Genomic DNA, 1,704 nt, shown 5'->3' on the forward strand with positions numbered 1-1,704 from the left:
CCTGAGTCGTGCAACTTTTTGAGTTTTAAGATTTTCTCGAGTGTTTGGCCTGGTCAGAGGGTTGTGGTTGGTGGTTTTGGGTCACTAAAAGGGTGGTGGTGTTTTAGCTAGACTGGGATCATGGCACCTTTCCTACGTAAAGTGAGAACCGCCTCGGGTGCCACGGCCGTGCAGATCGTGGAAAAACAAGGCCGGGTAAACCGGGTTATCAAACACCTCGGCTCGGCACACGACGAGGCCACACTGGCGGCATTACTCGAGAAAGGCCGCCAAGAACTCTCCCCGGGCCAGTTAAAACTCGATTTATTCGATAGTGGTAGCCCTGGTAGCCCGCGTGCTTCTACCCTGGCTAAACGCTCAACACTACTGTGGCAAGTCCTCCAGGACGCCTACCGGGTAGTGGGCTTCGACCAGGCCATTAGAGACAACGTATTTGAGCAGTTGGTTTTAGCCAGAATTGTTGAACCGGCCTCGAAAGCCGACACGATCCGTATCCTCGACGAGCTCGGTGTTGAGCACGCGAGTTTGCGTACCATATTCACTACCCTGCGTCGCTGCGCGGATAAAGACTACCGATCCCAACTCGCCCGGGCGTGTTTCGGCCACGCCACAAAATCCGGGGATTTATCACTGGTGTTGTATGACGTGACTACCTTGTATTTCGAGGCTGAACGCGAGGACGAGGACGGGGACGCGAATGAGGGATTACGTAAAGTCGGGTACTCGAAAGAAAGACGTGTTGACCCTCAAATCGTGGTGGGTTTGCTGGTAGACCGTGGCGGGTTTCCTTTGGAGATCGGTTGTTTTGAGGGTAACAAAGCCGAAACTAAAACCATTCTCCCAGTCGTGAAAGGCTTTCAAGCCCGTCACGGGTTAGATAGTTTCGTGGTGGTAGCAGACGCAGGAATGCTCAGCGCCAACAACCTCAAGGAATTAGACGCAGCCGGGTTCAGGTTCATAGTCGGGGCCAGGCAAACCAAAGCACCCTACGACCTGGAATCCCATTTCCACTGGCATGGCGCGTCTTTTACTGACGGGCAGATTATCGACACGGTCACGCCCCGGCATGCCAACACGAAAGTCAATGACAAGTTGAAGGAAGACGAGCCTGTGTGGGATGAGACTATGGTCAAGTCCTGGCGGGCTATCTGGCAGTACTCCGCAAGGCGAGCCCGCAGGGATGGACTCACCCTGGAAGCCCAACGCCGGCGTGCTATGGAGGCGATAGAAGGCTTCAAGCCCGCGCGTAAACCCAGGTTCGTGAAAACCACTCGTAACGGTTGTAGTTTCGATGAGGTGGCCTTTGAACGTGCCCGGAGGCTAGAAGGATTGAAAGGCTATGTCACTAATATCCCGATCGCGGTGGCTCCGGCAACGCAAATCGTTGATTCCTACCACGAATTGTGGCACGTGGAGCAGTCTTTCCGTATGTCTAAATCGGATTTACGGGCCAGGCCGATATTCCACCGGAAACGTGAGGCAATCGAAGCGCACCTGACCGTGGTGATGGCGGCTTTGGCTATCTCCCGTTATCTCTACCAGGAAACCGGGGTCACGACTAAAAAGCTCGTACGCTTGCTACGCCCGATCCAGGAACAAACCATCCTTTATCAGGGCCATGAAATCCGTTCCAGTGATCCCATCCCGCCCCAAGCCCAAGAAATCCTAGACAGTCTGGGTCACTAAAGTTGCACGACTCAGGTT

The 1,704-nt window shown here is 54.2% G+C and carries 1 protein-coding gene; it reads left to right on the top strand.

Annotation, left to right across the window (positions count from 1 at the left end; all coding sequences use genetic code 11):
- The first annotated feature begins 120 nt into the window (after positions 1-120).
- Complete coding sequence (locus ACRQFC_RS09175; protein ID WP_320754604.1) at positions 121-1,686, top strand: IS1634 family transposase; 1,566 nt, start codon at positions 121-123, stop codon at positions 1,684-1,686.
- Positions 1,687-1,704 lie beyond the last annotated feature (18 nt).

The sequence above is a fragment of the Actinotignum inguinis genome, from assembly GCF_051265835.1.
Classification (GTDB): domain Bacteria; phylum Actinomycetota; class Actinomycetes; order Actinomycetales; family Actinomycetaceae; genus Actinotignum; species Actinotignum timonense.